Genomic DNA, 19,744 nt, shown 5'->3' on the forward strand with positions numbered 1-19,744 from the left:
TCAACGAATTTTGCAATTCAAGCGAACGGTTTAAGCTAGCGCGCATCTGTTTATAGTCCGCAGCGTTTGGCCGAAGGCTTGTCCGAACCCTCATCTCTGATCCAGCACGTGCCAGGAAAGGCGCGGGATTGCCCACGACAGGTTGTACTTATGCACCGCAGGAATTTGCTCAAAGCGTCCATGGCCATTGCGGCCTACACCGGCCTTTCCGCCAGCGGCCTGCTGGCTGCCCGCGCCTGGGCCGCCAACGGCAGCGGCGCCGCCGACGGCGAAGCCCAGGCCTTCGATTTCGAGACGCTCAAGCGTCAGGCCAAGCAACTGGCCAGCAGCGGCTACCAGGACACCAAGCAAGTGCTGCCGCCGACCCTGGCGACCATGACCCCGCAGAACTTCAACGCCATCCGCTACGACGGCGAGCATTCGTTGTGGAAGGACAACAAGGGCCAGCTCGACGTGCAGTTCTTCCACGTCGGCATGGGCTTTCGCCAGCCGGTGCGCATGTACAGCGTCGATGCCAAGACCCGCATGGCCCGCGAGGTGCACTTCCGGCCGTCGCTGTTCAACTACGAAAACACCTCGGTCGACACCCAGCAGCTCAAGGGCGACCTGGGCTTCGCCGGCTTCAAGCTGTTCAAGGCGCCGGAGCTGGATCGCCACGACGTGGTGTCGTTCCTCGGCGCCAGCTACTTCCGCGCGGTGGACGCCACCGGCCAATACGGCCTGTCGGCCCGGGGCCTGGCCATCGACACCTACGCCAAGAAGCGCGAAGAATTCCCTGACTTCACCAAGTTCTGGTTCGAGACCCCTGAGCAGAACGCCACCCGCTTCGTGGTCTACGCCCTGCTCGACTCGCCGAGCGCCACCGGCGCCTACCGCTTCGACATCGATTGCCAGGCCGAGCGCGTGGTGATGGAGGTCGACGCCCACGTCAACGCCCGCACCGCCATCGACCAGCTGGGCATCGCGCCGATGACCAGCATGTTCAGCTGCGGCACCCACGAACGGCGCATGTGCGACACCATCCACCCGCAGATCCACGACTCGGACCGCCTGGCCATGTGGCGCGGCAACGGCGAGTGGATCTGCCGTCCGCTGAACAACCCGGCGACCCTGCAGTTCAACGCGTTTTCCGACAAGGATCCGAAAGGCTTCGGCCTGGTGCAGACCGACCACGAGTTCGCCAACTACCAGGACACCGTGGACTGGTACAGCCGTCGCCCGAGCCTGTGGGTCGAGCCGACGACCCCTTGGGGCGAAGGTTCGGTCGACCTGCTGGAGATCCCGACCACCGGCGAGACCATGGACAACATCGTGGCCTTCTGGACGCCGAAGAAACCGGTGGCCGCCGGCGACTCGCTGAACTACGGCTACAAGCTCTACTGGAGCGCCCTGCCGCCGGTCGGCACGCCGCTGGCACGGGTGCATGCAACCCGCTCCGGCATGGGCGGCTTCACCGAGGGCTGGGCGCCGGGCGAGCACTACCCTGAGGTCTGGGCCCGCCGCTTTGCCGTGGACTTCACCGGCGGCGGCCTGGAGCGCCTGCCCCAGGGCACCGGAATCGAACCGGTGGTGACCTGCTCCAACGGCAAGGTGCAGGACTTCAGCGTGCTGGCGCTGGACGACATCAAGGGCTACCGGATCCTGTTCGACTGGTACCCGACCAACGACAGCGTGGATCCGGTGGAACTGCGCCTGTTCATCCGCACCAACGACCGCACGCTGAGCGAGACCTGGCTGTACCAGTACTTCCCGCCGGCGCCGGACAAGCGCAAGTACACCTGAGGCTTTGCGGCGCCCTGACCGGCGCCATCGCCAGCAGGCTGGCGCCCACAGGGTTTGCGGTGACCGCAGACTCCGCATTCACCCCGGTTCCTTGTGGGAGCCAGCCTGCCGGCGAAGGGGCCCTGCGTCCGACATCGTCGCCGGCAGCCGGCTCAGTCCAGCGGGCAATACAGGTGAATGTCCAGCGGCTCAAGCTCGAACAGTTCGGGATCAGGCCGCTCCACCAACCGGCACCCCTGGCGCAGATAGAACTCCACGGTATTGCGCGACTCGGTGGCCGACACGTACAGCGCCTGCGCCCCCGTTTCCCGTCCCTGCCCGCAGGCCAGGGCAAACAGCCGCGAGCCCAGCCCGCGCCCCCGCCAGCCATGGCTGATGTGCAAGAACTTCAACTGGCGCATGCGCAGGTTCCCGTTGCGCAGGACCCGGTTATCCACAACCGCCGCCGCCACCAGCGCCTCCCCGTCGAACACCCCGTGGAACCAGCCGCCGCGCCGCAAGCACTCCGCCAGCGTCAGCGCATCGCGCCGGGCCTCGCCTTCCGGCCATCCGCGCATGTCGTAGTGCACCGGGTACAGCACCAGTTCACCGTTCTCCAGGCGATAGCACTGTTCGATCAGTTCGGTGCGGTCGATCAGCGCCAACAGCGGCAGATCACCTTCGGTCAGGGCGCGTTCGGTCAGCATGCGGGGCTCATTCCTTTGCGTTCACGTTTCGGCGGGCCAGAAAAAACCCGCCGTACCTGCGGCGGGTCTTTATAGGCCGCAGCGGGCCTGCGATCAATCCCGCAGGTCAGACTCGTGGATCGGCTGGTCGCGGTGGGTTGCGCGCTGGTACTGCGCCGGCCAGGTCGCCTTGCGCCCGCCCAGGTCGTCGTCGGCGTGCAGCGGCCAGTAAGGGTCGCGCAGCAGTTCGCGGGCAAGGAAGATGATGTCGGCCTGACAGGTGCGCAGGATGTGCTCGGCCTGGGCCGGCTCGGTGATCATGCCCACGGTGCCGGTGGAAATCCCCGACTCCTTGCGCACCCGCTCGGCGAACCGGGTCTGGTAGCCGGGCCCCACGGGGATCTCGGCGTTCGCGGCGGTGCCGCCCGACGACACATCGACCAGATCGGCGCCCAGGGCCTTCAGGCGCCGCGCCAGCTCCACGGTTTCGTCCGGGTTCCAGCCGTCCTCCACCCAGTCGGTGGCCGACACCCGGACGAACACCGGCAACTCCTGCGGCCACACCGCCCGCACCGCCTCGGTGACTTGCAGCACCAGGCGGATGCGGTTCTCGAACGAGCCGCCGTACTGGTCCCGGCGCTGGTTGCTCAACGGCGACAGGAACTGATGCAGCAGATAGCCATGGGCGGCATGCACCTCGGCCACCTTGAACCCCGCCGCCAGCGCTCGCCTGGCTGCCGCGACGAAGGCCTGGACGACCTCGGCGATCTGCCCTTCATCAAGCTGCCGGGGCTGGGTGTGCTGCGGGTCGAAGGCGATCGGCGACGGCCCCACCGGCGTCCAGCCGCCGTCCGCCGGCTTGACGCTGCCGTGCTTGCCCAGCCACGGGCGGAAGGTGCTGGCCTTGCGCCCGGCATGGGCCAGCTGAATGCCGGCCACGGCGCCCTGGGCGGTGATGAACCGGGTGATGCGTTGCAGGGGTTCGATCTGCTCGTCGTTCCACAGGCCGAGGTCCTGCGCGGTGATCCGGCCGTCAGCGGTGACGGCCGTGGCTTCGGTGAACACCAGGCCGGCGCCGCCCACCGCGCGGCTGCCGAGGTGCACCAGATGCCAGTCGTTGGCCAGGCCGTCGACGCTGGAGTACTGGCACATCGGTGACACGGCGATGCGGTTGGGCAGGGTCAGTTGGCGAAGGGTAAAGGGCTCAAGCAGCAGACTCATGGGGCACCTCTCAATTCAGTGGGCAGGCTCCAGGGTTCTGTTTGAAAAGTCGACGAGTGACAGGAAAGGATGCAGCGCCCGCCCCCGCGGGCAAAAAACTCGACAAGACGTCACAAGGCCAATCAAGCAGTGTTTAGAGCCTAGACGACATCCGGGGAGGATGGCGGCGTCCCGCAAGCTTTCGCTGCCCTGTGGAGAGGGAGCGTGTTCCCGCCGGGCGGCGAAGCCGCCCCAATCCGCGGGCAACAGTTGACGACGGCGGCGCCGCCGGGCGGGAGCAAGCGCCCTCGCCACAAAGCCCTTGGCGCTAGCGCGGCTCGATGTGGGCGATCATCAGTTGCACGGTCTCATTGCCCCGGAACTCGTTGAGGTCGAGCTTGTAGGCCAGTTCCACCCACTTGATGGTCGGGTTCGGCCAGATGTCGCGGTCGATGCCGAACGCGATGCCGTCCAGCTTCACCGAACCGCATTCGCTCTTGAGCACCACTTTGAGGTGCCGCTCGCCGACCACCCGCTGCTCGACCAACTGGAACACGCCATGGAACAGCGGCTCCGGGAAATGCTGCCCCCAGGGACCGGCATGGCGCAAGGCACGGGCCAGTTCCAGGTGGAACTCCTCGACCGCCAGCGTACCGTCCGACAGCAGGCGCCCGGTGAGGTCCTCCTCACGGAGCTGACGACGCACTTCCGCGTCGAACGCCTCGGCGAACAGCGGAAAATGCTCCTGCGCCAAGGTCAGGCCCGCCGCCATCGCGTGGCCGCCGTACTTGGTGATCAGGTGCGGATGCTGTGCCGCCACCACGCTCAGGGCATCACGGATGTGGAAGCCCTGCACCGAACGGCCCGAGCCCTTGAGCAAGCCGTCGCCGGCATCGGCGAAGGCGATGGTCGGGCGGTGATAGCGCTCCTTCATCCGCGAGGCGAGGATGCCGATCACCCCTTGGTGCCATTCCGGGTCGAACAGGCACAGGCCGAACGGCATCGACTCCACCGGCAGGTCCTTGAGCTGGGCCATGGCCTCACGCTGCATGCCTTGCTCGATGGACTTGCGGTCCTGGTTCATGCCATCCAGCTGCGCGGCCATTTCCCGGGCCAGTGCGGCATCCTGGGTCAACAGACACTCGATGCCCAGGCTCATGTCGTCCAGCCGGCCGGCCGCGTTGAGGCGCGGGCCGACGATGAAGCCAAGATCGGTGGAGGTGATGCGCGACGCGTCGCGCTTGGCCACCTCCAGGATCGCCTTGATCCCCGGGCGAGCGCGCCCGGCGCGGATCCGCTCCAGCCCCTGATGCACCAGGATCCGGTTGTTGGCGTCCAGCGGCACCACGTCGGCGACGCTGCCCAGGGCCACCAGGTCCAGCAGTTCGCCGATGTTCGGCTGCGGCTGGCTGTCGTAGCGGCCGAGGCTGCGCAGGCGCGCGCGCAAGGCCATCAGCACATAGAAAATCACCCCGACCCCGGCCAGCGCCTTGCTCGGGAATTCGCAGCCGGGCTGGTTCGGGTTGACCAGCGCGTCGGCCTGCGGCAGCTCGTCGCCGGGCAAGTGGTGATCGGTGATCAGCACCTTGAACCCGGCCTGCTTCGCCGCCGCCACGCCGTCGACGCTGGAGATGCCGTTGTCCACCGTGATCAGCAGGTGCGGCTCGCGGGTCTTGGCCACCTCGACGATTTCCGGGGTCAGGCCGTAGCCGTAGTCGAAACGGTTCGGCACCAGGTAATCCACATGGGCCGCCCCCAACAGACGCAGGCCCAGCACGCCCACGGTGCTGGCGGTCGCGCCGTCGGCGTCGAAGTCGCCGACGATCAGGATCCGCTGCCGAAGGTCCAGCGCCGTCACCAGCAGATCCACCGCCGCTTCGATGCCCTTGAGCTGCTGGAACGGAATCAGCCGCGCCAGGCTCTTGTCCAGTTCCGCCTCGGACTGCACGCCCCGCGCCGCGTACAGGCGGGTCAGCAGCGGCGGCAAATCGCCGAGGAAAGGCAGGGTTTCAGGCAACGGGCGAGGTTCGATACGCATGGGACGACAGGCAATTCTCTTGAATGAGTGGGAATCCGTGAGCGGTACGGCCTCAGCCGCGGTCGCCCAGCAGCCAGGTCAGCTGGACTTCATGCTGACCGCGGTCGTCGGTCACGAACACCGTGCCCTCGCTGATCATCACGTCCCACTTGATCGCGCGCGGCATGTCGGTGGCCAGCGCTTCCAGCGCCTCCTGCGGCACGGCGGCGATGTTGACGTTCTTCAGCGTCTTGACCGCCGGCACCACCTTGCCTTCCCACACGCGCAGGCTGCCGTAGGCCAGCAGGCTGGTGCGTTCGGTGCGGCGCGAGCACCAGGTCAGGCGCTCGGCGTCCGGCTGGCCGACTTCGATCCAGTGCAGGATGCGGTCGTCCAGGCTCTTTTCCCACAGCGCGGCTTCATCCACGTCCGACAGACCACGGCCGAACGACAGGTTCTCGTTGTACCAGAGGGCGTAGGCCAGCAGCCGAACGGCCATGCGTTCCTCGGTTTCCGAAGGGTGACGGGCGATGGTCTGCTTCACGCTCTCGTAGACGTTGCGGTCGAGGTCGGTGAGGTTCAGTTCGAATTTGTAGGTGGTGGACGGCTGGGCCATGGACGGGCTTCTTGAGACGTGGAAAGTCGGCCAGTCTAACCGATGCCGCAGGCAATCCACGAATTGATGGCGATCAACCTTGCGCGTCTGACGGCCGGCTATGTTAAAACGCTGTATCCGCCACGCCTTGTCCTACAGGATTCAGCATGCCGTTCTCCAGCAAACCGCTCAGCGGTCTGAAAGTCATCGAGTTGGGTACATTGATTGCCGGCCCCTTTGCCTCGCGCATCTGCGGCGAGTTCGGCGCCGACGTGATCAAGGTCGAATCGCCGGACGGCGGCGATCCGCTGCGCAAGTGGCGCAAGCTGTATGAAGGCACGTCGCTGTGGTGGTTCGTCCAGGCCCGCAACAAGAAGTCCCTGACCCTGAACCTCAAGCACCCGGACGGCCTGGCGATCCTCAAGCAGCTGCTGGGCGAGGCCGACATCCTGATCGAGAACTTCCGCCCGGGCGTCCTGGAGAAACTCGGCCTGGGCTGGGACACCCTGCACGCGCTCAACCCCAAACTGGTGATGGTGCGCCTGTCCGGCTTCGGCCAGACCGGTCCCATGAAGGACCAGCCGGGGTTCGGCGCGGTGGGCGAGTCCATGGGCGGCCTGCGCTACATCACAGGCTTCGAGGACCGGCCGCCGGTGCGCACCGGCATCTCCATCGGTGACTCGATCGCGGCGTTGTGGGGGGTGATCGGCGCCCTGATGGCCCTGCGTCACCGCGAGGTCAACGGCGGCCTCGGCCAGGTGGTCGATGTGGCGCTGTACGAGGCGATCTTCGCCATGATGGAAAGCATGGTGCCGGAGTTCGACGTGTTCGGTTTCATCCGCGAGCGCACCGGCAACATCATGCCCGGCATCACCCCGTCGTCGATCCACACCAGCGCCGACGGCAAGCACGTGCAGATCGGCGCCAACGGCGATGCGATCTTCAAGCGTTTCATGCAAACCATCGGCCGCGACGACCTGGCCGACGACCCGACGCTGGCCGGCAACGACGGGCGCGACGGCCGCCGTGACGAGCTGTACGGAGTCATCGACCGCTGGGTCAATTCACTGCCGCTGGCCCAGGTGCTGGAGAAGCTGAACGAGGCCGACGTCCCCGCCAGCCGCATCTTCAGCGCCGAAGACATGTTCAGCGATCCGCAGTACCTGGCCCGGGAAATGTTCCTGCAGGCCCGCCTGCCGGACGGCAAGCCTTTCAAGATGCCGGGCATCGTGCCGAAACTCTCTGAAACGCCCGGCACCGCCGAATGGGTCGGGCCGCAGTTGGGTGAACACAACGCACAGGTGCTCAAGGGTCTTGGCTACGACGACGAACGGATCGCCCGGCTGCGCGAAGACGGAGCCATTTAAGCTGAAGCCCCGGATGAACCGAACGCACAACCGCGCCCGTCACTGGTGGACGTGGCGGTTGTTCGGCCTGCTTTTCCTGCTGGCGCTCCCGGCCTGGGCCCAGGCCAAGCCCACGCTGATCTGGCTGTTGCGCGACCTGCCGCCGCTGACCATCTTCGAAGGCCCGAAAAAGGGCCAGGGCGTGATCGATCAACTCATGCCGATGCTGATCGCCGGCATGCCGCAGTACGAACACACGCTGATGCGGGTCAACCGCGCCCGCGGCCTGCAAATGCTCCATGAGCACCCCTTCGCTTGCGACCCCTCGATGCTCTGGAACAAGGAGCGGGCACAGTGGATCGCCTTTTCCATACCGGCCGTCCGGGCGGTCAGCAACGGCCTGGTGGTTCGGCGCCGGGACCGCGAAGTGCTGACGCCGTTCCTGGCCGACGGCGCCGTCGACCTGACGGCGCTGCTGGCCAGCGGCGAGAGAAAGGTCGGCGTGGTGGCCGAACGCAGCTACGGCGATTACCTCGACACCCTGCTGCGCCAGGCTCCGGCCAATGCCCTGACCCCGCACTACGGCAACGATGCCGTGAGCAGCCTGCTGTCCATGCAGCGCCTGGGTCGGTTGCAGGTGGTGCTGGGCTACTGGCCGGAGATCCGCTACCAGGCCCGCCAGGCCGACATCGACGAAGAGGAACTGCTGTTCTTTCCGATCCTCGGCGCGGACAAGTACCTGTCGAGCCACGTCGGCTGCACCGACACCACCCAGGGCCGGCAGGCGATCACCGAGATCGACCAATTGCTGCGCACCCTCCCCCATGAGCACCTGAACCGGCTGTACGCCGACTGGCTGGATCCCGACATGCGCGAAGACTACCTCGAGCAGGCACGGCTGTTCTTCCGGCAGCAGTCGGCGCCCTGAACGGCGGGCAAAAAGAAACCCCGAGAAGTGGGGAGCCATCTCGGGGTCAAACGTGGCCTTCAACAAAGCCTCGTGACAGCAGGCGACAAACACCGGAGCACAATGCTTGATCCTGCTGACATGGGTCTGACTGACAGGAACGCAGGAAGGTTCCCACAAAATTGCCTTCGCGCTCAGAGCGCCGGAGGACGAACCCCGCCGGCGTTGCGCAAGGCTGCGATGACGCAGGGCTCCAGCCGCCCTTCGGCGATCAGCAGGTCGCGGTGCAGGCCGTCGACGACATCCGTGAGCTGGCGCCTGTCGCCCAACTGGGCCCGGTTGAATCCGCGCTTCAGCACGACGATGCCCTCGGGGTTCTTCAGCGTCACCTGACAATCGCCGTTATGACCGCTCGGCGTCACCGTTACCTGATAGGGGCTCAGCGCCTCGCCCAGCAAAAGACTGATACTTTCCATCTGGATCTCCACTCGTTCGTCCGGCAGCGAAGTGCCTTGGGCGTGTATACCGTGAATGACCTGCGATCCGGGAAGAAAGTTCTGCCGGCAGAACCTCCGGACCTGCGCATCGCCAATGCATCAGAGCATGCGCGGCGAAGATGACAGGAACATAACCGCCCGCTCAGGCGCTCGCCGATTGCCTGGCGGTCTGGAGGTAACGATCCAGCAGCCCCCGCATCAGCACCGCCGACACCGGCGACTGCAACCGCCCCAACAGGACGAGTTCATGGGCCTGGCACAGCGCGTCGAGATCCGCCGACAGGCTCGGCGCGACATTGCCCAGCTGAATCAGCCCCCGCGCCCGCTTCTCGAGCGCCAAGTGGCGGATCAGCGCCAGGCCGTCGCCGCCCTTGAGCTGGGGATCGCAGATGGCGATGTCGACCGTGCCCCGGCACTTGAGCGAACGGAGCGCCGAAGCGAGCGACGGCGCCGTCAGCACATCGTAGATGCCGACGGCGTTGAGCATCTGGTGCAGCGCCATCAGCCGGAAAGGGTTGTGTTCAAGTATCAGGATCTTGAGCGCGCGCATGGACGGCCTCCGGGACGACAATCGCGGACTCTCACCGCATGTGCCGTCCACTCTAGGGCAGCCCCCCTTCAGACGCCCATCAGAAAAGTGGTCGCGCTTTATAGGACGTTTCCTAGTTTTTTCGCGGGCATTCCGCCCCGCCCTCTGCCTTGCGCTGGTTGATGTCTGTCCAGCCGCCCACCAGGCCACGCAACTGGCCATCGACGCCGTAGAAGGGCACGGTCCACTGATAGATATCCTTCAGCCCGCCCTTGAACAGCAGCCGGCGTTTGCTGAAGCGGGTCTTGCGCGATCCCATCTGCGCCATGAACTCGTCGTGCAGCATCCGCGCGGTCGATTCCGGCAGGGTGTCCACGTCGATCAACCGACGCCCCTGCACCCGGTCGAACCGGGTCGACAGGCTCTCCTCGTAGCTTTTGTTGCACATGACCAGGCGCCCTTCCGGATCCCGCACGAACACCGGATCGGGCATGGCATCGATCAAGGCCCGCTGAAAGGCGAGTTGGTCGCCCAGATGCCGTTCGACGTCCAGGCGCTGCCGGATCACGGCGCTCAGCCGGCGGTTCCAGAGCATCGAAAGCACGCCGAACACGCCCACGAAGAACATGAGCCAGCATCCCCACCAACTGAGCGGGTAGCAGAAGCCGGACTTGGGCGGCGGCGCGATGCCGCCCAGCCACCTCAGGCGGATGGCCCGCAGCTCCTCGGCGGGAAAGGCCTCCAGGGCCTTGTTGAGAATCCCCAGCAGCTCGGGCTGGCCTTTGCGCAATGCCAGGTGATCCGCCTCCCAGCGGCCCTCGACGACGCCGCCCACCTTGAGCAGCCCCGACGGGTACAGTTGGGCGCCGATCTCGTTCTCGATGGTGGCGTGCGCCTCCCCGCTCTCCACCAGCGCCCGGGCTTCGGCATAGGTCTTGACCGAGCGCACCCGGATGGCCGGGTACTCGCGGCGGATCGCTTCCTCCAGGGCATGCCGGGCGGGCAACACCAGCACCCGGCCGGCCAACTGCTCCAGCGACGTGAGCAGCGGCGCGCCGGCCCTTCCGACGAACACCCAGCCCGCCCCGCCGAATGCGTGGCTGAAATCCAGGAACGCCTTGCGCTCGTCGTTCATCGCCAGTGTCGTGCTGATGTCCGCCGCGCCGCTTTCCAGCCGCTCAAGCATCTGCTCGGTGGAGAACGATTCGCGATGGACAAACGCCAGTCCGGTCATCGCGCCGATGCGCTGGAGCACGTCGTTGTTCAACCCGCTCCAGTGACCGTGCTCGTCCTGGAACAGGTACAGCGGGTACTGCACCGATGCGACCGCCACCTCGGGATGGTCGCGGATCCACTGGCGCTCGGCGGCGTCCAGCTCAAGGGCGGCGGGCGGCGGTGCGCCCCCTTCGTGCGTGGCCAGCTGCGCCGCCTTCCCTTCCGGGGCCCCCGCCAGCAACGCCGCCAGGCACAGGCCGCCGAGCGCCGACTTCATTTTTCTGTAGAACAGCATTGCCACTTCCTTCGTGATCGACTCACCCGTCCTTTGCTGGGGCGAAAACCCGGGCAGTGTGGCACGCAGGAATGAAAAAGCCCGTCATCGGACGGGCTTCAAAATGTGACAGCTTTTCGGGCTTACAGCGGCTTGCCGCGGTTGCCATGCTGGCTGACAAAGGCCTGCACGGATTTCAGCTCGTTCGGCAGGACGGTGCAGCGTTCTTCTCTTTCAAACAAATCAGAAAGATGTGCAGGCAGTTCGAGAGTTTTTCCTACACCGGCTTTTTCCACCGCATCCGGGAACTTGACCGGGTGCGCCGTGCCCAGGATCACCATCGGAATGTCCAGGCTGCGGCGGCATTCCCGCGCGGCCTTGACGCCGATGGCGGTGTGCGGATCCAGCACTTCGCCGGTCTGCTCGAACACTTGCGCGATGGTCTCGCAGGTCTGCGCATCGTCCACCGCCAGCGAATCGAACAGTTTGCGCGCCTCGGTCCAGCGCTCCTGCTCGACGCTGAAGCCGCCGCCCTGCTTGAACGTGTCCATCAGGCCGGCGATCGCGGCGCCGTTGCGCCCGTGCAGGTCGAACAGCAGGCGTTCGAAGTTCGACGACACCATGATGTCCATCGACGGCGACAGCGTGGCGTGCAGGGTTTCCTTGACGTACTGGTTGCCGCTCATGAAGCGGTGCAGGATGTCGTTGCGGTTGGTGGCGACGATCAGCTGGTTGATCGGCAGGCCCATGTTGCGCGCCAGGTAGCCGGCGAAGATGTCGCCGAAGTTGCCGGTCGGCACCGAGAACGACACCGAACGCGCTGGCCCGCCCAACTGCAGGGCCGCGTGGAAGTAGTAGACGATCTGGGCCATGATCCGCGCCCAGTTGATCGAGTTCACCGCCACCAGGCGCGTGCCCTTGAGGAAGCCCTGGTCGGCGAAGCTGGCCTTGACCATTTCCTGGCAGTCGTCGAAGTTGCCTTCGATGGCGATGTTGTGGATGTTGTCGCCCAGGATCGTGGTCATCTGCCGGCGCTGCACCTCGGACACGCGGTTGTGCGGGTGCAGGATGAAGATGTCGACGTTCTCGCAGCGCTTGCAGCCTTCGATGGCGGCCGAGCCGGTGTCGCCGGAGGTGGCGCCGACGATCACCACGCGCTCGCCGCGCTTTTGCAGCACGTGATCGAGCAGGCGGCCGAGCAGTTGCAGGGCGAAGTCCTTGAAGGCCAGGGTCGGGCCGTGGAACAGCTCCATCACCCATTCGTTGCCGTTCAGCTGACGCAGCGGCGCGACGGCGCTGTGGGCGAAGGCACCGTAGGTTTCCTCGAGGATCTTCTTGAAATCAGCGTCGGCGATGCTGCCGGTGACGAACGGGCGCATCACGCGCAAAGCCAGTTCGTGGTACGGCAGGCCGGCCCAGGAAGCGATTTCCTCCTGGGTGAAGCGTGGCAGGTTTTCCGGGACGTACAGGCCGCCGTCGGTGGCGAGGCCGGCCAGCAGGACGTCTTCGAAATTCAGGGCCGGTGCCTGGCCGCGGGTACTTATATAACGCATGTTTTCAAACCTTCGGTTTGCGCCGCAAGTTTCAAGCTGCAGGCAGCAAGGAAAAGCCGGACTGCTTTTGTCTTGCCGCTTGCCGCTTGCCGCTTGCCGCTGCTGTTAATTCAGGGATTCGACGCGGATCCGCACGACCGGGCCGACCACGCCCGCCAGGGCTTCGAGGGCGGCGATCGCGTCGTTGATGCGCTGCTCCAGCACGCGGTGGGTCAGCAGGATCATCGGCACCAGGCCGTCGTGTTCCTCGGCTTCCTTCTGCATGATCGATTCGATGTTGATGCCGCGCTCCGACAGGATGCTCGCCACCTGGGCCAGCACGCCCGGATGGTCCTTGGCCTGGATGCGCAGGTAGTACGCGCTTTCGCAGGCTTCGATCGGCAGGATCGGATGGGCCGACAGCGAGTCCGGCTGGAAGGCCAGGTGCGGCACGCGGTTTTCCGGGTCGGAGGTCATGGCGCGAACCACGTCCACGAGGTCGGCGATCACCGACGAGGCGGTCGGCTCCATGCCGGCGCCGGCGCCGTAGAACAGGGTCGAGCCGGCGGCGTCGCCGTTGACCATCACCGCGTTCATCACGCCGTTGACGTTGGCGATCAGGCGGTCGGCCGGAATCAGCGTCGGGTGGACGCGCAATTCGATGCCGGCCGCGGTGCTGCGCGCCACGCCCAGGTGCTTGATGCGGTAGCCCAGCGCTTCGGCGTAGTTCACGTCGGCGGTGGTCAGCTTGGTGATGCCTTCGGTGTAGGCCTTGTCGAACTGCAGCGGAACACCGAACGCGATGGACGCCAGGATCGTCAGCTTGTGCGCTGCGTCGATGCCTTCGACATCGAACGTCGGATCGGCTTCGGCATAACCCAGCGCCTGCGCCTCGGCCAGCACGTCTTCGAAGGTGCGACCCTTCTCACGCATTTCGGTGAGGATGAAGTTGCCGGTGCCGTTGATGATCCCGGCGACCCAGTTGATGCGGTTGGCGGACAGGCCTTCACGGATCGCCTTGATCACCGGAATGCCACCGGCCACCGCCGCTTCGAATGCCACGATCACGCCTTTCTCGCGGGCCTTGGCGAAAATTTCATTACCGTGAACGGCAATCAGAGCCTTGTTCGCGGTGACCACATGCTTGCCATTCTCGATGGCCTTGAGTACCAGCTCGCGGGCAACGGTATAGCCGCCCATCAGCTCTATGACGATGTCGATCTCAGGGTTCGTGGCCACTTCGAAGACATCGTTGGTAATCGCAATACCGGTCGTCTGGAACTGAGGCTTTGGCGTGCGCATGGCAATTTGTGCCACTTCGATCCCACGCCCGGCACGACGAGCGATTTCCTCGGCGTTGCGCTGAAGTACGTTGAAGGTTCCGCCACCGACGGTCCCTAACCCACAGATGCCTACTTTGACCGGTTTCACTGTGAACTCCCCATGAAACGGCCGACGCGAGGCCGGCCGTGAAAACAACCGCGCAATCGCGGCTCTCTGTTGACGGCCCGGCCATGTCGCCGCCGGGCCACGCTCGTCACGGCGGACCGTGACGATGCGGACTTATTTCGCGCCCAGCGCCAGTTTGGCGACTTGCGGCGCAGGCTGGTAGCCCGGAATGACCTGTCCGTCGGCCAATACGATGGCCGGTGTGCCGTTCACGCCGATCGACTGGCCGAGGGCGAACTGCTTGGAGACCGGGTTATCGCACTTGGCGGCCTTGATCTCCTTGCCGTCGACCATCTTGTCCATGGCCGACTTCTTGTCCTTGGAGCACCACACCGCCTGCAGTTGCTCATCGCCCGGCGAGCCCAGGCCCTGGCGCGGGAACGCCACGTAGCGCACTTCGATGCCGCGCTTGTTCAGCTCAGGCACTTCGGCGTGCAGCTTGTGGCAATACGGGCAGGTGGTGTCGGTGAACACGGTGATGTGCGACTTGGTCTCGCCCACGGCCGGGTAGACCACGGTTTCGGCCACCGGGATCGCGTTGATCAGCTTGGAGATGCCCAGGCGCTCGGTCTTCTCGGTCAGGTTGACCGGCTTGCCGTCCTTGAGCTGGAACATGTAGCCCTGGACGATGTACTGGCCGTCGGCGCTGGCGTACAGCACACGGCTGCCCTTGAGCTTGACCTCGTAAAGGCCTGGCAGCGGGCTGGCGCTGATGGTGTCGACCGGCACGTCGAGCTGGAGGTTTTCCAGGCTTTGGCGAATGGCTTTCTCCGCCGCATCGTCGGCGACGGCAAAGGTGCTGGCCAACGCGAGGGCGGCGGCCGCGAAAATCTGGGTCAGACGCATGGGAACTCCTGAAGGCGGACAGATGGAACGGCCAGAACGCCCGTGCCGCGGCACCGGGTCATAACCGTTCATCGTACAAACCGCCAAAGCCTAACACATAAGGCCCCCGTGGCCGAATGCGCCTGTCGCAAGACGTGGCCCGCCCCGAAACCGGTGGCAGCGGTGGCTCGGACAGCGACGGTGGCGAATGCACCGACGCCTTCGCGGGCAAGCCCGCTCCCACAGTGTCTTGCGGTGTGCACACCATGGGAGCCAGCCTGCTGGCGATGGCGGCCGCAGAAGGGTGCGGTCAGCCCCGCGGGTGGTGCCTGGCGTGCAGGTCCTGCAGCCGCGCGCGCGCGACGTGGGTGTAGATCTGGGTGGTCGAGAGGTCGCTGTGGCCGAGCAGCATCTGCACCACCCGCAGGTCCGCGCCGTGGTTGAGCAGATGGGTGGCGAAGGCATGGCGCAGGGTGTGCGGCGACAGCGACTTGCCGATCCCGGCGACCTGGGCCTGGTGCTTGATCCGGTGCCAGAAGGTCTGGCGCGTCATCTGTTCGCCGCGCAGGCTGGGGAACAGCACGTCGCTGGGGCGCCCGCCGAGCAGTTCGTTGCGGCCGTCGCGCAGGTAACGCTCGACCCAGACGATGGCCTCCTCGCCCATCGGCACCAGGCGCTCCTTGCTGCCCTTGCCCATTACCCGCAGCACGCCCTGGCGCAGGTTGACCTGCTCCAGCGTCAGGCTGACCAGTTCGGTCACCCGCAAGCCGCAGGCGTACAGCACCTCCAGCATGGCGCGGTCGCGCTGGCCGATGGGCTCGCTCAGGTCCGGGGCGGCCAGCAGCGCCTCCACGTCAGCCTCCGACAGCGATTTGGGCAACGGCCTGCCCAATTGCGGCATGTCGACCCGCAGGGTCGGATCCACCGCGATCAGTTTCTCTCGCAGCAGGTAGCGGTAGAACCCCCGCACGCCGGAGAGAAAACGGGCGGTGGAGCGAGGCTTGTAGTTCTGCTCCAGACGCCAGGCCAGGTGATCGAGGATCAGTTCGCGACCGGCGTTGATCAGCTCCAGGTGCTGCTCCTGCAACCAACCGTTGAACAGCGCCAGATCGCTGCGGTACGCATCGCGGGTGTTGTCGGACAGGCCTTTTTCCAGCCACAGGGCGTCGAGGAATTGGTCAATCAGCGGATGGTCGATGGCTGGCATGGTGCGCGCAAATAAAGAGTGAACGTTGAAAATGGCCGCTAGTCTTTCATAGCCCGCCCTTTCAAGGAACCGTCGCACTCATGAACGAGCAGCAGATTCTGTTGACCTTCGGCGGCATCGGCGCCGCCGCCCTGGGCTGCCAATGGCTGGCGTGGCGCCTCAAGCTGCCGGCGATCCTCTTCTTGCTGTTGACCGGAATCCTGGCGGGTCCGCTGCTGGGCTGGCTCGATCCGCAGGAGATGTTCGGCCCGCTGCTGATGCCGCTGGTGTCGCTGGCGGTGGCCCTGATCCTGTTCGAGGGCAGCCTGACCCTGCACCTGTCGGAGTGGCGCGAGATCGGCAGCGTCGTCCGCCGCCTGGTGACCCTCGGCGCCCTCGCGACCTGGATCGTCATCACCCTGGCGACCCATTGGCTGCTGGGGTTCGACTGGTTGCTCGCGACCCTGTTCGGCAGCCTGACCCTGGTCACCGGACCGACCGTGATCGTGCCGATGCTGCGGGTGGTGCGCCCCAAGGCCTCGATCGCCAACATCCTGCGTTGGGAAGGCATCGTCATCGACCCCATCGGCGCGCTGCTTGCGGTGGTGGTCTACAGCTTCATCATCGCCAGCGCCGAAGGCCAGGGCCTGCGGCAAAGCCTGCTGACCTTCGGCGGCGTGATCCTGTGCGGCAGCGCGTTCGGCATCGCCGGCGGCTGGCTGCTGGGCACGGTCATCCGGCGTCAATGGCTGCCGGAGTACCTGCACAACCTCGCGTCGCTGGCGGCGGTGCTGGGGATCTTCATCGCGGCGAACCAGGTGACGCACGAATCGGGCCTGCTGGCGGTGACGCTGATGGGCATGTGGCTGGCCAACATGAAAGGCGTGGATGTGCGGCACATCCTGCACTTCAAGGAAAACCTCAGCGTGCTGCTGATTTCCGGGCTGTTCATCCTGCTGGCGGCGCGGCTGGACCTCGACGCCCTGATCGGGCTCGGGCCGTTGGTGCTGATCTTGCTGCTGGTGATCCAACTGATCGCCCGACCGCTGAACGTGCTGCTGAGCACGGCCGGCTCCAGCCTGAGCTGGCGCGAACGGACACTGCTGTGCTGGATCGCTCCCAGGGGGATCGTCGCTGCCGCCGTGTCGGCGATCTTCGCCATCCGCCTGGACGAGGCCGGGCACGAAGGCGCCTTGTTGCTGGTGCCGCTGACCTTTGCCGTGATCATCGGCACCGTGGTTCTGCAGAGCGCGACGGCCCGACCGCTGGCACGGTTGCTGAAGGTCGCGGAGCCCGCGCCCAGCGGTTTCCTGATCGTCGGCGCCAACGGCCCGGCACGCCTGCTGGGCAAGGCGCTGCAGCAGTTGGGCAGCCGCGTGCTGTTGACCGACTCGAGCTGGGAGAACATCCGCGCCGCCCGCATGGAAAGCCTGCCGACCTACTTCGGCAACCCCGCCTCGCAGCACGCCGATGCCCATCTGGATCTGGTGGGGCTGGGGCACTTGCTGGCGCTGTCGCCCTCGGGCGAGCTCAATACGCTGGCGGCCATGCGCTTTCGGCATGACTTCGGCCATCAGCGCCTGTTCGGTCTGGCCAGCGGCCAGGAAAGCCGTCGCAGCGCCAAGCACCGGGCCAGCCTTGAACACCGGGGAAATCAGCTGGGCAGCGAGCCGCTGACCTACGCCAAGCTGGCCAGCCTGCTCAGCCAAGGGGCCGAGCTCTACAGCACGACGCTGACCGACGGCTTCGGCTGGGAAGATTACCGGGCGCTGCACGGCAACCGGGCGACCCTGCTGTTCATGCGTGACGACAGCGGCTGGGTTTATGCAGTGACGCCCGAGGCCGCGCTGAAGCCGGGGCCGGGGTGGACGTTGTTGGCGTTGATCCAGCCGGAAACCGGTGGAGCCTGATCTGACGCCTTCGCGCCCCCCCTGTGGGAACCAGCCTGCCGGCGATGGCGACAAAGCCGTTGTGGATAAACGACGGGCAACAAAAAAGCAGCCCGTAGGCTGCTTTTTTCTGCATCGGAGACTGGATTAAGCCAGTTTTTCCTTGATGCGGGCTGCTTTACCCGACAGGTCGCGCAGGTAGTACAGCTTGGCTTTACGTACGTCACCGCGACGCTTGACAGCCATGCTGTCGATCTGCGGGGAGTAGGTCTGGAAAGTACGCTCTACGCCAACACCGTTGGAGATTTTGCGAACGGTGAACGCACTGTTCACGCCGCGGTTACGCTTGGCGATGACAACGCCTTCGAACGCCTGCAGACGGGAACGGTCGCCTTCCTTCACTTTAACCTGAACGACAACGGTGTCGCCCGGTGCAAAGGTAGGGATCTCTTTGGTCATCTGCTCTGCTTCGAGTGCAAGGATGATTTTGTTGGTCATGCTGTGCTCCTAAGGTAAATCGTCGGATCTACCATCGATACGTTGTTAACTATCGTCCCGCTCGCGGATGTATTCCTCGAGCAGCTTCTTCTCTTCTCCAGAAAGCGAGCGGCTTTCCAGAAGATCGGCGCGTCGTTCATAGGTCCGACCAAGGGACTGCTGCAAACGCCAACGCCGGATGTGCGCGTGATTGCCACTCAGCAACACGTCGGGAACACGCTGATCCGCATACACCTCCGGTCGGGTGTAGTGCGGGCAATCCAGCAGACCATCCGCAAAGGAATCCTCCTCGGCGGAATCCGCATGCCCTAAAGCTCCGGGCAGCAGTCGTGTAACCGCGTCGATCAGCACCATGGCCGGCAGCTCGCCGCCAGACAGTACATAGTCACCGATCGACCACTCTTCATCGACATGAGCTTCAATGAAACGCTCGTCGATGCCTTCGTAACGGCCGGCAATCAGGATCAATGCATCCTCTTTCGCCAGCTCGCGAACCGCCGGCTGAGTCAGCTGACGGCCTTGCGGGGACAGGTAAATCACCTTCGCCGCGTCCCCTGCCGCTGCCTTGGCCTGAACCAGGGCGTCTTCCAGGGGCTTGATCTTCATCACCATGCCCGGACCACCGCCAAACGGGCGATCGTCCACAGTGTGATGCCGATCCGTCGTGTAATCCCGCGGATTCCAGCAGGTCAGCTGCAACAGCTCCTGCTTGACCGCACGACTGGTGATGCCGTACTCACTGATGGCCGAGAACATCTCGGGGAACAACGTGATGACTTCTACGCGCAGGCTCGCCATTGCTTAGAAATCCGCGTCCCATTCCACCCTCATCACGCCTGCCTCAAGGTCGATGGCCAGCACGCATTGCTCCGTGTAGGGCAACAACCGCTCGCGATCATCCAGGCTGCCTGCGCAGGGCTTGACCACCATTACATCGTTCGCGCCGGTCTCCAACAGGTGATCAACCTTGCCGAACAGCTGTTCGTCCTGGTTGATGACCTTCAGACCCACCAACTGGTACCAGTAGTACTCGTCGGCAGTCAGGTCGGGCAAAAGGCTTCGCGGGATGCAAATCTCGTAACCGCTCAGAAGACGGGCTTCATCACGATCGTCGAGGCCTTTGAGCTTGGCGACCAGATCCTTTTGAGTGGAACGGCCACTGACCAGCTCGACCTGTTTGACCACGCCTTCGCGCCGAAGCGTCCAGTTGCGGTAACCCAACAGGTTTTCAATCGGATCGGTAAAGGAAAAGACCTTCACCTCGCCGCGAACGCCGTGAACCGAAAAAATCTTGCCGACGACGATCAGGTCGTCCGCTTTTTCTGGCGTCGCGTTCAT

At 65.1% G+C, this 19,744-nt stretch carries 18 protein-coding genes; 4 read left to right on the forward strand and 14 right to left on the reverse strand.

What is annotated here, in order from left to right; genetic code table 11:
* The first annotated feature begins 150 nt into the window (after positions 1–150).
* The gene (locus KVG96_RS19405; protein ID WP_217893511.1) at positions 151–1,782 is read left to right on the forward strand and encodes a glucan biosynthesis protein D; all 1,632 of its coding nucleotides are present in this window, start codon (positions 151–153) and stop codon (positions 1,780–1,782) included.
* 152 nt (positions 1,783–1,934) lie between these two features.
* Here the strand turns inward: KVG96_RS19405 and KVG96_RS19410 are convergent, their stop codons facing one another.
* The 4 genes from KVG96_RS19410 to KVG96_RS19425 all read right to left on the reverse strand — a co-directional run bounded on the left by KVG96_RS19410 (position 1,935) and on the right by KVG96_RS19425 (position 6,280).
* Positions 1,935–2,468, reverse strand: coding sequence for a GNAT family N-acetyltransferase (locus tag KVG96_RS19410; protein WP_217893512.1), 534 nt, complete (start codon positions 2,466–2,468; stop codon positions 1,935–1,937).
* Positions 2,469–2,561: 93 nt separating this feature from the next.
* Positions 2,562–3,668 (reverse strand): NADH:flavin oxidoreductase/NADH oxidase, encoded by a 1,107-nt coding sequence (locus tag KVG96_RS19415; protein ID WP_217893513.1) that lies wholly within the window; start codon positions 3,666–3,668, stop codon positions 2,562–2,564.
* Between the two features lie 307 nt (positions 3,669–3,975).
* Positions 3,976–5,685 (reverse strand): single-stranded-DNA-specific exonuclease RecJ, encoded by a 1,710-nt coding sequence (gene recJ, locus KVG96_RS19420; protein ID WP_217893514.1) that lies wholly within the window; start codon positions 5,683–5,685, stop codon positions 3,976–3,978.
* Positions 5,686–5,737: 52 nt separating this feature from the next.
* On the reverse strand, positions 5,738–6,280 hold the full coding sequence (locus KVG96_RS19425) for a YaeQ family protein (RefSeq protein WP_085581262.1): 543 nt from the start codon (positions 6,278–6,280) through the stop codon (positions 5,738–5,740).
* A 146-nt stretch (positions 6,281–6,426) separates the two neighbouring features.
* On the opposite strand from KVG96_RS19425, the gene KVG96_RS19430 reads away from it, so the two are divergent.
* Positions 6,427–7,626: a CaiB/BaiF CoA transferase family protein gene (locus KVG96_RS19430; RefSeq protein WP_217893515.1), complete on the forward strand. Its 1,200-nt coding sequence runs from the start codon at positions 6,427–6,429 to the stop codon at positions 7,624–7,626.
* 13 nt (positions 7,627–7,639) lie between these two features.
* Positions 7,640–8,533: a TIGR02285 family protein gene (locus KVG96_RS19435; RefSeq protein WP_217893516.1), complete on the forward strand. Its 894-nt coding sequence runs from the start codon at positions 7,640–7,642 to the stop codon at positions 8,531–8,533.
* A gap of 173 nt (positions 8,534–8,706) precedes the next feature.
* Here KVG96_RS19435 and KVG96_RS19440 read toward each other — a convergent pair whose 3' ends face one another.
* The 7 genes from KVG96_RS19440 to xerD all read right to left on the reverse strand — a co-directional run bounded on the left by KVG96_RS19440 (position 8,707) and on the right by xerD (position 16,040).
* A complete protein-coding gene (locus tag KVG96_RS19440; protein WP_217893517.1) occupies positions 8,707–8,988 on the reverse strand; it encodes a DUF3509 domain-containing protein in 282 nt (93 codons plus the stop codon).
* A 163-nt stretch (positions 8,989–9,151) separates the two neighbouring features.
* Positions 9,152–9,559, reverse strand: a complete 408-nt coding sequence (locus KVG96_RS19445) for a response regulator (protein ID WP_217893518.1) — start codon at positions 9,557–9,559, stop codon at positions 9,152–9,154.
* A 112-nt stretch (positions 9,560–9,671) separates the two neighbouring features.
* The gene (locus tag KVG96_RS19450; protein ID WP_217893519.1) at positions 9,672–11,048 is read right to left on the reverse strand and encodes a transporter substrate-binding domain-containing protein; all 1,377 of its coding nucleotides are present in this window, start codon (positions 11,046–11,048) and stop codon (positions 9,672–9,674) included.
* A gap of 122 nt (positions 11,049–11,170) precedes the next feature.
* Positions 11,171–12,580: a threonine synthase gene (gene thrC / locus KVG96_RS19455; protein WP_217893520.1), complete on the reverse strand. Its 1,410-nt coding sequence runs from the start codon at positions 12,578–12,580 to the stop codon at positions 11,171–11,173.
* Between the two features lie 105 nt (positions 12,581–12,685).
* Positions 12,686–13,990, reverse strand: coding sequence for a homoserine dehydrogenase (locus KVG96_RS19460; protein WP_085581247.1), 1,305 nt, complete (start codon positions 13,988–13,990; stop codon positions 12,686–12,688).
* A 132-nt stretch (positions 13,991–14,122) separates the two neighbouring features.
* Complete coding sequence (gene dsbC, locus KVG96_RS19465) at positions 14,123–14,854, reverse strand: bifunctional protein-disulfide isomerase/oxidoreductase DsbC (RefSeq protein WP_085581245.1); 732 nt, start codon at positions 14,852–14,854, stop codon at positions 14,123–14,125.
* A gap of 289 nt (positions 14,855–15,143) precedes the next feature.
* Entirely contained in the window at positions 15,144–16,040 is an 897-nt protein-coding gene (gene xerD, locus KVG96_RS19470; RefSeq protein ID WP_217893521.1) for a site-specific tyrosine recombinase XerD, read from the reverse strand.
* A gap of 80 nt (positions 16,041–16,120) precedes the next feature.
* On the opposite strand from xerD, the gene KVG96_RS19475 reads away from it, so the two are divergent.
* Positions 16,121–17,929 carry a cation:proton antiporter gene (locus tag KVG96_RS19475; protein ID WP_217893522.1) on the forward strand — a complete coding sequence of 603 codons (1,809 nt, stop codon included), beginning with the start codon at positions 16,121–16,123 and terminating at the stop codon, positions 17,927–17,929.
* Between the two features lie 126 nt (positions 17,930–18,055).
* Here KVG96_RS19475 and rplS read toward each other — a convergent pair whose 3' ends face one another.
* From rplS to rimM, 3 genes are read right to left on the reverse strand one after another with little or no spacing between them, the layout of a single operon-like run.
* Positions 18,056–18,406 (reverse strand): 50S ribosomal protein L19, encoded by a 351-nt coding sequence (gene rplS / locus KVG96_RS19480; RefSeq protein WP_063322826.1) that lies wholly within the window; start codon positions 18,404–18,406, stop codon positions 18,056–18,058.
* A gap of 45 nt (positions 18,407–18,451) precedes the next feature.
* Entirely contained in the window at positions 18,452–19,204 is a 753-nt protein-coding gene (gene trmD / locus KVG96_RS19485; protein WP_217893523.1) for a tRNA (guanosine(37)-N1)-methyltransferase TrmD, read from the reverse strand.
* A gap of 3 nt (positions 19,205–19,207) precedes the next feature.
* Positions 19,208–19,744, reverse strand: coding sequence for a ribosome maturation factor RimM (gene rimM, locus KVG96_RS19490; protein ID WP_085581237.1), 537 nt, complete (start codon positions 19,742–19,744; stop codon positions 19,208–19,210).

This window comes from Pseudomonas ekonensis (assembly GCF_019145435.1).
Classification (GTDB): Bacteria; Pseudomonadota; Gammaproteobacteria; order Pseudomonadales; family Pseudomonadaceae; genus Aquipseudomonas; species Aquipseudomonas ekonensis.

Excerpts from the sequence above, each read along its gene's own strand:
- trmD (WP_217893523.1), bottom strand. The coding sequence starts at position 19,204 with ATGGCGAGCCTGCGCGTAGAAGTCATCACGTTGTTCCCCGAGATGTTC.
- KVG96_RS19450 (WP_217893519.1), bottom strand. The coding sequence starts at position 11,048 with ATGCTGTTCTACAGAAAAATGAAGTCGGCGCTCGGCGGCCTGTGCCTG.
- KVG96_RS19425 (WP_085581262.1), bottom strand. The coding sequence starts at position 6,280 with ATGGCCCAGCCGTCCACCACCTACAAATTCGAACTGAACCTCACCGAC.
- dsbC (WP_085581245.1), bottom strand. The coding sequence starts at position 14,854 with ATGCGTCTGACCCAGATTTTCGCGGCCGCCGCCCTCGCGTTGGCCAGC.
- KVG96_RS19410 (WP_217893512.1), bottom strand. The coding sequence starts at position 2,468 with ATGCTGACCGAACGCGCCCTGACCGAAGGTGATCTGCCGCTGTTGGCG.
- thrC (WP_217893520.1), bottom strand. The coding sequence starts at position 12,580 with ATGCGTTATATAAGTACCCGCGGCCAGGCACCGGCCCTGAATTTCGAA.
- KVG96_RS19415 (WP_217893513.1), bottom strand. The coding sequence starts at position 3,668 with ATGAGTCTGCTGCTTGAGCCCTTTACCCTTCGCCAACTGACCCTGCCC.
- KVG96_RS19405 (WP_217893511.1), top strand. The coding sequence starts at position 151 with ATGCACCGCAGGAATTTGCTCAAAGCGTCCATGGCCATTGCGGCCTAC.
- recJ (WP_217893514.1), bottom strand. The coding sequence starts at position 5,685 with ATGCGTATCGAACCTCGCCCGTTGCCTGAAACCCTGCCTTTCCTCGGC.
- KVG96_RS19445 (WP_217893518.1), bottom strand. The coding sequence starts at position 9,559 with ATGCGCGCGCTCAAGATCCTGATACTTGAACACAACCCTTTCCGGCTG.
- KVG96_RS19440 (WP_217893517.1), bottom strand. The coding sequence starts at position 8,988 with ATGGAAAGTATCAGTCTTTTGCTGGGCGAGGCGCTGAGCCCCTATCAG.
- rplS (WP_063322826.1), bottom strand. The coding sequence starts at position 18,406 with ATGACCAACAAAATCATCCTTGCACTCGAAGCAGAGCAGATGACCAAA.
- KVG96_RS19435 (WP_217893516.1), top strand. The coding sequence starts at position 7,640 with ATGAACCGAACGCACAACCGCGCCCGTCACTGGTGGACGTGGCGGTTG.
- KVG96_RS19475 (WP_217893522.1), top strand. The coding sequence starts at position 16,121 with ATGAACGAGCAGCAGATTCTGTTGACCTTCGGCGGCATCGGCGCCGCC.
- xerD (WP_217893521.1), bottom strand. The coding sequence starts at position 16,040 with ATGCCAGCCATCGACCATCCGCTGATTGACCAATTCCTCGACGCCCTG.
- KVG96_RS19430 (WP_217893515.1), top strand. The coding sequence starts at position 6,427 with ATGCCGTTCTCCAGCAAACCGCTCAGCGGTCTGAAAGTCATCGAGTTG.
- rimM (WP_085581237.1), bottom strand. The coding sequence starts at position 19,744 with ATGAACGCGACGCCAGAAAAAGCGGACGACCTGATCGTCGTCGGCAAG.